Origin of the sequence: Archangium gephyra, assembly GCF_049060025.1 — a bacterium.
Lineage (GTDB): Bacteria > Myxococcota > Myxococcia > Myxococcales > Myxococcaceae > Archangium > Archangium gephyra_A.
This window is the reverse complement of record NZ_JBMEQQ010000002.1, coordinates 7,258,970-7,265,000: the sequence shown is the minus strand read 5'-3', so window position 1 is coordinate 7,265,000 and position 6,031 is coordinate 7,258,970. Positions and strand designations below refer to the sequence as shown.

Below are 6,031 nucleotides of genomic sequence, written 5' to 3'. Positions count from 1 at the left end.
TCGCCGAACTCCTGACCCGGTTGCATGACATGGGGCTGGTGTACACGGCCCCTCCCCCCGCAGACACCTTCGTCTCCGAGGACGTGCGCCACACGGAGCTGTGGCTCATCGTCGGCAACAACCTCCCGCCGCCAGCAGCCTTCTACACCCCCAGCTACCACACCCGAGCTCGTCCGCGGCCAACAAGCCACCCTCCACCCCCTCACCGATGCCCATGCCCTCGCGGTGCTCGTCTTCCAGATGCTGAAGTTGGTGCACCCGCTGCTTGGGGACTCCGTGGACGCGGGCGAGCCCGAGCTGCAGGAGCGGGCCCTCGCCGGGGACGAGACGTGCTCCTGGGTGGCGCATCACGAGGTTCGCCGCAACCCGGCTTCACGTGGCCTTGCGCGAGAGCTGGTGCTCACCACCCCGCTGCGCCAGTTGAGCCACGAGGCCCTGGGTCCGGGACTGGGCACACCCTCGAGCAGGCCGAGCGCGGCGCGGTGGGCCGAGGCCCTGCACGACGCGGCCACGCCGCCCCTGGAGTGCGGGCTGCGCACGGGCAGCTTCTATCTCAAGCGGGAGCGCGGCCCCTTCTACAACACGCCCCGGACCGCCTTCGTGCTGATGAAGTTCCGGCGGGAGGAGCCTTCCCGGAGCCAGGCTCCCAAGCGCATGGGGCCACACGTCGCCGTGTACACGCTCCCGGGCGAGGCCCCAGGTGCGTGTACCGCCCGCCTCACCGAGGGAGATACGGGCGGCGCGGGACAGCGGCCCCGCGTGGAGCTGACGAGCGCCGAGCACGGAGCACTCGCACCTGGTGTTTCCGGAAACGGGCCTCGCGCCCGTCACGCCCAGGCCCCGAGCACATCCTCCAGGGCAGCGTGCAACAGAGCCGCCGCGCACGCCGCAACACCGCTGGAGCCGTCCGCCCAGGATGCGTTGCCGGGTTCACCCTCCTACGCACCGTTAAGCGAGGCGCTGGTCCGCATGGAGAGCGCGCCACGGTGAGATCATCCCCCTGCGAGCGCGCGCTGCCCTCCCTGGGAGTTGGAGGGCGTCCTCTTCTGGTGGAGGCACAGAAGGCCGTCGAGCAACTGCTGATGCTGCTGCGCGAGCGACACCCGCCTCACGAGTGCTGGCGGAAGCTCACTGAAGACCGCGAATCAAACGCGCTGCTCTTCGAGGTCGATTACAACCTGGGATTCAAGACGCCGCTGCCCCGCTCGCTAGCCCAGGAGGACAGCGAAAGGTGATATGGGCTGCCCGCAAGGGGGGCAGTCGCTGCTGCCCCACCTGCTGGCCGCCAGCATTGATGGCACGCATCCGATCCATGCTGCGGCCCTCCCCCCCGAGCTGCTCGAGCGGCTTGGTGCGTTGGCGACTGCCCGCGACACAAATGCCGCACATGTCAGACGCCGCCCCGTTCCCCCGCTCACCGCGGAGCAGCTCCTCACCGTGATTTCCACTGTCTACGAAGCCGAGGAGGCGCTCCACGTGATTTCCACTGTCTACGAAGCCGAGGAGGCGCTCCACGGCATGCACCCCTGAACGAGACTTCCCATCCCATGAACAAGAAGAAGAACAACAAGTAAGCACCGCAGCGCGGTGATACGCCTCCGGCGCGCAGCCCGCCTCCACGAGCTAAACGCCTGACCCTTCCGGGAGCAGAATCGCTCCTACTTCTCCGAGTTGTCAGCGCCGTCATCGAGGCCGGCCGCACCGCGACCGAGGAGGCGCGAAGCGTCGCCCCCAGGCTCCCCGCGTCTGCGCCTCCAGAGAACGTGGATCTCGAAGCGGACCTGGCCCGCTGTCTCTGGGAGCCACAGCTCAAGCGAACCCAGGACGAGGAGCGCAAGGCCGATGCCGCACGCAGACGGTCGAGGAGGAGCGGAGCCGGCTCGACGAGCGGGAGCGGCAGCTCGAAGCACGGCGCAAGGAACTCGAGGAGCAGAAGAAGCAGCAGGAGCGGCTCGCTCAGGACGAGTTTGCGAAGCAGAAAGCGGAGGAGGACGCGCTGCAGGCAGAGCGCCGCGAGCTGCTCGCCCGACGAAAGGAATTGCAGTACCAGGAGGTCCAGCCGACCGAGGGGGGAGAACGTCCGGGCGGACTTCGTCGCCCAGCAGGGCTCCGCGCTCGCCGAGCTGCGGCGGCACAAAACCGAGCTGCAAGCCCTGCCCGCGAAACTCTCGGAGGTGCACGTCGGCTGGGTCAAGGACGTGGAGACCCTGCGGCAACGGCTGGGGAGGGGGAGGCGCGTCAGGCCCACGAGCAGCTCGCGACGGAGCTGGCCGATGGGCGCGACACCAAGCCGAACAGGCGCTGGAGCAGGAGCACTAGGAGCAAGACGTGGAGAGGGTGGAGGGCAAGGGCGTGGAGTGCTTTGTCGCCACCGGGCGCAGCAAGCATGGGGAGGAGGCGCCGCCAGCTCCTCGAGGACGCCCGCCAGCGGGACTGAGCTCCAAGGAGCGAATGAAGCGCAAACTGCTGACGAAGCGGGGGCGCCGAGCGTACGCGCGGCGCAAGGTGACAGCCGAGCCTGTGATTCGGCAGGTGAAGAATGGAATCCTGCCCCGCTTCTCGCTGCGGGGCCTCACCAAGGTGCGAGGAGAATTCTCGCTGGCGTGCGCCGTCCACAACCTCAAGAAGCTGTGGAAGCTGGGCTGTAAGCTTCCCAGCCTGGCCGCCCAGGCCCGTAGCAGAGACGCCGTCGCGGCCATGGCTCTACGGCCTCTGCGCATGTGGTGCCATATGGCGCCCGCTACGCACTACTGCACTTCTGGCCGATTCGCCGACAAGCTCCTAGTGCGTCCACAAGTCACTGGAGGCCTGGCGCGAGGACCTGGAGTCGCGCGAGGCCACCCAGGAGAAACAGCGCCAGAAGCTGCGCGAAGAGCGCATCCAACTGCGAGCAGACGAGGAGTTCCTGGAGGATGGGAAGCGGCTGCTGGAGAAGCGGGTGGAGCAGAAGGCCGCGGCGCGGGTGGAGTCGCTGCAAGCGGAGCTGGAGTCCACCCGGCTGCTGCTCGAAGACACGCGCCGGGCTCGAACCTCCTTCAGGAGGAGCTGCGCAAGCAGGAGGAGTCGAACCGCCTGTTCGAGCAGCGCAGTCCGTGCGAGGTACTGGAGCAGCTCCGGAGACTGGAGGAGCAGCGGAGGAAGCTGGAGCAGGAGCTAGCGACGCGGGCCAGCGAGCAGGAGAAATAAAACGCCTGCGGCATTGGACGCCGAGCACGAGCAGCGGGAAGCTGGTGCGGCTGCGGAGGGAGAATTCCGAGCTGAATGACCGCCTGGGAAACCACGCCATCGGCCGTTTCGGAAGCTCGAATCGCTCAAGCGGCAGAAGGAGGCGGCCAAGACCTACAACAAGGCACTGGGCAGCGCGCTCGAGAAATATGAGCGCAAGGTAGGCGAGCTCATCCATCGGGCCAAATCCCAGCCCGCCTTCCCCCGGTGTGCCGAAATGGAGGAGGACGCCGGCCTTCAGCTGGAGGTGTATCCACTCGGTGGAGCGGTGCAGAGGGGCGGCGCAGATGTGATAACGGGTGCGCCGCCCGCCGGTCTGCCGACGGGGATGGGCGGTGCTCAGGTCGCGGCAGAAGAGGTGGAGGGCATCTGCGCGGCAGCCGCGCGCGCGGCCTTCCACATGGGCGGCAGCAGTTCATCGAGACGGCGCTGCGGCCAGCCCTGGGCGAGCTTCTCCAGCACGTCAGCCAGGTACGCCCACGGCTCCACCCCGGCCAGCACGCACGTGGCCACCAGCGTGTACACGCACGCGGCGCGCTCGGCTCCCGCGTCGCTGCCGGCGAACAGGTAGTTCTTCCTGCCGACGGCAATCTCCCGCAGCCGCAGCTCCGAGGCGTTGTTGTGCAGCGGCAGGCGCGCGTCCTCCATGAAGCGCGTCAGCGACTTCCACTGGTTGATGGCGTAGCGGCACGCCCGCGCCAGCGGACTCTTGGGCGGCTCCCGGTTGTAGACTTCGGCCACCCAGCGCCCCAGGTGCTCCGTGACAGCGCGTGAGAGCGTGTCGCGCCTGCGCAGCCGCTCGGCCTCGTCCACCTGTTGCTCGTCGGCTTCGCGCTCCACCTCGAAGAGCCGGCCGATGAGAGAGAGCGGCAGCGCCGCTCGTGTGTCACCAGCGTCCAAGGCCTCGACGAAGTAGCGACGGGCATGGCTCCAGCACCCCACCTCCAGCGCGGTGGCGCCCTGGCGGGTAAACAGCTTGTCGTAGCCCTTGTACCCGTCCACCAGCAGCCAGCCCTCACGCTTGTCCAGGAAGGACAGGGGCCCTTCTTCCTTCCAGTCCGGCGTGTAGACGAAGGCCGCCCAGGTGGTGTCCCCCAAGTACACCCACATGTGCCCGCGCTTGAGGCCGTTGGGGTGCTCTCTGTCGAGCACCTTCAGGTGCGTGTCGTCGCTCTGCAACACGTGCGAGTCCAGCGCCCGCCGGGCCACCTCCCGGGCCAGCGGCTGGAGGGTGTCGGCGCCCGCGGCCACCCAGTCCGAGAGCGTCGAGGTACGCAGCTGCACGCCATGGCGCGCGTACATGCCGCTCAGCCGGTGCAGCGGCAGGTGGTCCTTGAATTTGGAAACGAGGATGTGGGCCACCAGGCCCGGTCCGGGCAATCCCCCCTCAATCACCCTGTCGGCGGGAGGAGCCACCACCAGCCCGTCACCACACGGCCGGCAGGCGTACTTGGGCCGTACCTCCTCAATCACCTTGAAGTGACCGGGCACCCACTCCAATGTCTCGCTCCTCTCCTCGCCACAGCACGTCTTGTCCCGCCCGCATGCCTCGCACCGCAGCGCCTCGGGCGGGGGCTGGTGGACGCGCTGCTCGCGCGGCAGGCTGGAGGGGAGCGGACGGCGCCCGTGCCCCTTGCGCTCCTTCTTTCGCGACTCCTCGTGTGGTGGCTTGGAGGGCGGCGTGGAGCCCGCCGCGACGCCTGCGTCCCTGGCCTCAGGCGCCGCCGCCTCTTGGGCCCCGGCGTTCTCCTGGCCCAGTTGCTCCAGGAACAGCGACAGTTGCTCGGCGGATAGCTTCTCGCTTTGGCGGCCAAACCGCTGGCGCATCTCCTTGCGCAGCCGCAACTCCAACTCGGTGTTCTTCTCCACCAACTGCGAGAGCAGGCCCACCACCAGCTCAATCACCTGCTCGTCCTGGCCCTCGGCCAGCAGCGTGCGCAACAGCGCCGCCACGCCGTGTACGTCCGTCGTCTTCTTGCCGGGGGCCGCGCCGCTCATGTCCCGGGACATGAGCCATGGAGCTGCCCCTGGACGCAAGAGGTATTCTCAAGCAGCCGACTTCAGAGGTGGGGGCTGCCAGCGAGGCCGGCGGACACTGGCCTTCAAATCAATCCCCTCCAGCAGCAGGGTGAGCTCCACCGCGTCCAGGGTGACGGCGCCCGTGTCCTCCGGTAGCGAGCGCGGCAGGCGGAAGCTGCCCTTCTCCAGGCGCTTGGAGAAGAGGCAGAAGCCACCGGAGTGCCACCACAACACCTTCACCATGTCGCGCGTGCGGTTGAAGAAGACGAAGAGGTGTCCACTCAAGGGGTCCTCCCGCAGTACCTGTCGCGTCAGCAAGGAGAGCCCGTCGAAGGACTTGCGCATGTCCACCGGCTGGCTCGCCAGGTGGATGCGCACCGAGGAGGGCAGTGTCAGCATGCTTCCTCCAGCACCCTCACCAGCCGCGCCAGCGCGTCCGCGTCGAAGCCCGGCTCCACACGGATGCGCCGGCCCCTGGCCAGTAGCACCTCCATGCTGGCTGTGCCCGGTGCCCGCTGTGCTTCTGTCGACGGTGGCGCCGCGACGTGCACCGGGACGAACGAGAGCGCCGGGCCCGCCTCCTCGGCCCGCCGCTTCTTCCACCACCTCAGCCGCTGCGGTGTAAGCCCATGGCGGCGGGCGAACTCCGCCACCGACAACCCGCTCTCCTCGTAGGCCTCGAGCACCTCCTGCGCTTCGGCCTCCGTCCAGTAGTTGCTTGCCGCGGCCCTCGCGAGCGTTGCGTCCACTTCTTCCGTGTTGCGTCCCATGTCTACACCTCCTGGAA

General features: G+C 68.3%; 7 protein-coding genes and 1 pseudogene. 4 read left to right on the top strand and 4 right to left on the bottom strand.

All coding sequences use genetic code 11. From position 1 onward, the window contains the following. Window positions 1-240: 240 nt before the first annotated feature. From ACN28I_RS31735 to ACN28I_RS31720, 4 genes and pseudogenes are all read left to right on the top strand, one after another. Entirely contained in the window at window positions 241-990 is a 750-nt protein-coding gene (locus ACN28I_RS31735) for a hypothetical protein (RefSeq protein WP_420945648.1), read from the top strand. Then, complete coding sequence (locus ACN28I_RS31730) at window positions 987-1,235, top strand: hypothetical protein (RefSeq protein WP_420945647.1); 249 nt, start codon at window positions 987-989, stop codon at window positions 1,233-1,235. The genes ACN28I_RS31735 and ACN28I_RS31730 overlap by 4 nt, the downstream gene beginning before the upstream one ends. A 1-nt stretch (window position 1,236) precedes the next feature. Continuing rightward, window positions 1,237-1,530, top strand: coding sequence for a hypothetical protein (locus tag ACN28I_RS31725; protein ID WP_420945646.1), 294 nt, complete (start codon window positions 1,237-1,239; stop codon window positions 1,528-1,530). Between the two features lie 921 nt (window positions 1,531-2,451). Next, window positions 2,452-2,622: pseudogene (locus ACN28I_RS31720) on the top strand (transposase); the annotation flags it as partial. Between the two features lie 175 nt (window positions 2,623-2,797). On the opposite strand, the gene ACN28I_RS31715 reads toward ACN28I_RS31720, so the two are convergent. From ACN28I_RS31715 to tnpA, 4 genes are all read right to left on the bottom strand, one after another. Next, window positions 2,798-2,977, bottom strand: a complete 180-nt coding sequence (locus tag ACN28I_RS31715; RefSeq protein WP_420948909.1) for a hypothetical protein — start codon at window positions 2,975-2,977, stop codon at window positions 2,798-2,800. A 587-nt stretch (window positions 2,978-3,564) separates the two neighbouring features. Then, the gene (tnpC, locus tag ACN28I_RS31710; protein WP_420942789.1) at window positions 3,565-5,235 is read right to left on the bottom strand and encodes an IS66 family transposase; all 1,671 of its coding nucleotides are present in this window, start codon (window positions 5,233-5,235) and stop codon (window positions 3,565-3,567) included. Window positions 5,236-5,271: 36 nt separating this feature from the next. Further along, window positions 5,272-5,643, bottom strand: coding sequence for an IS66 family insertion sequence element accessory protein TnpB (gene tnpB, locus ACN28I_RS31705; RefSeq protein WP_420941580.1), 372 nt, complete (start codon window positions 5,641-5,643; stop codon window positions 5,272-5,274). Further along, window positions 5,637-6,014, bottom strand: coding sequence for an IS66 family insertion sequence element accessory protein TnpA (gene tnpA / locus ACN28I_RS31700; protein ID WP_420941581.1), 378 nt, complete (start codon window positions 6,012-6,014; stop codon window positions 5,637-5,639). The genes tnpB and tnpA overlap by 7 nt, the downstream gene beginning before the upstream one ends. Between the last annotated feature and the right edge of the window lie 17 nt (window positions 6,015-6,031).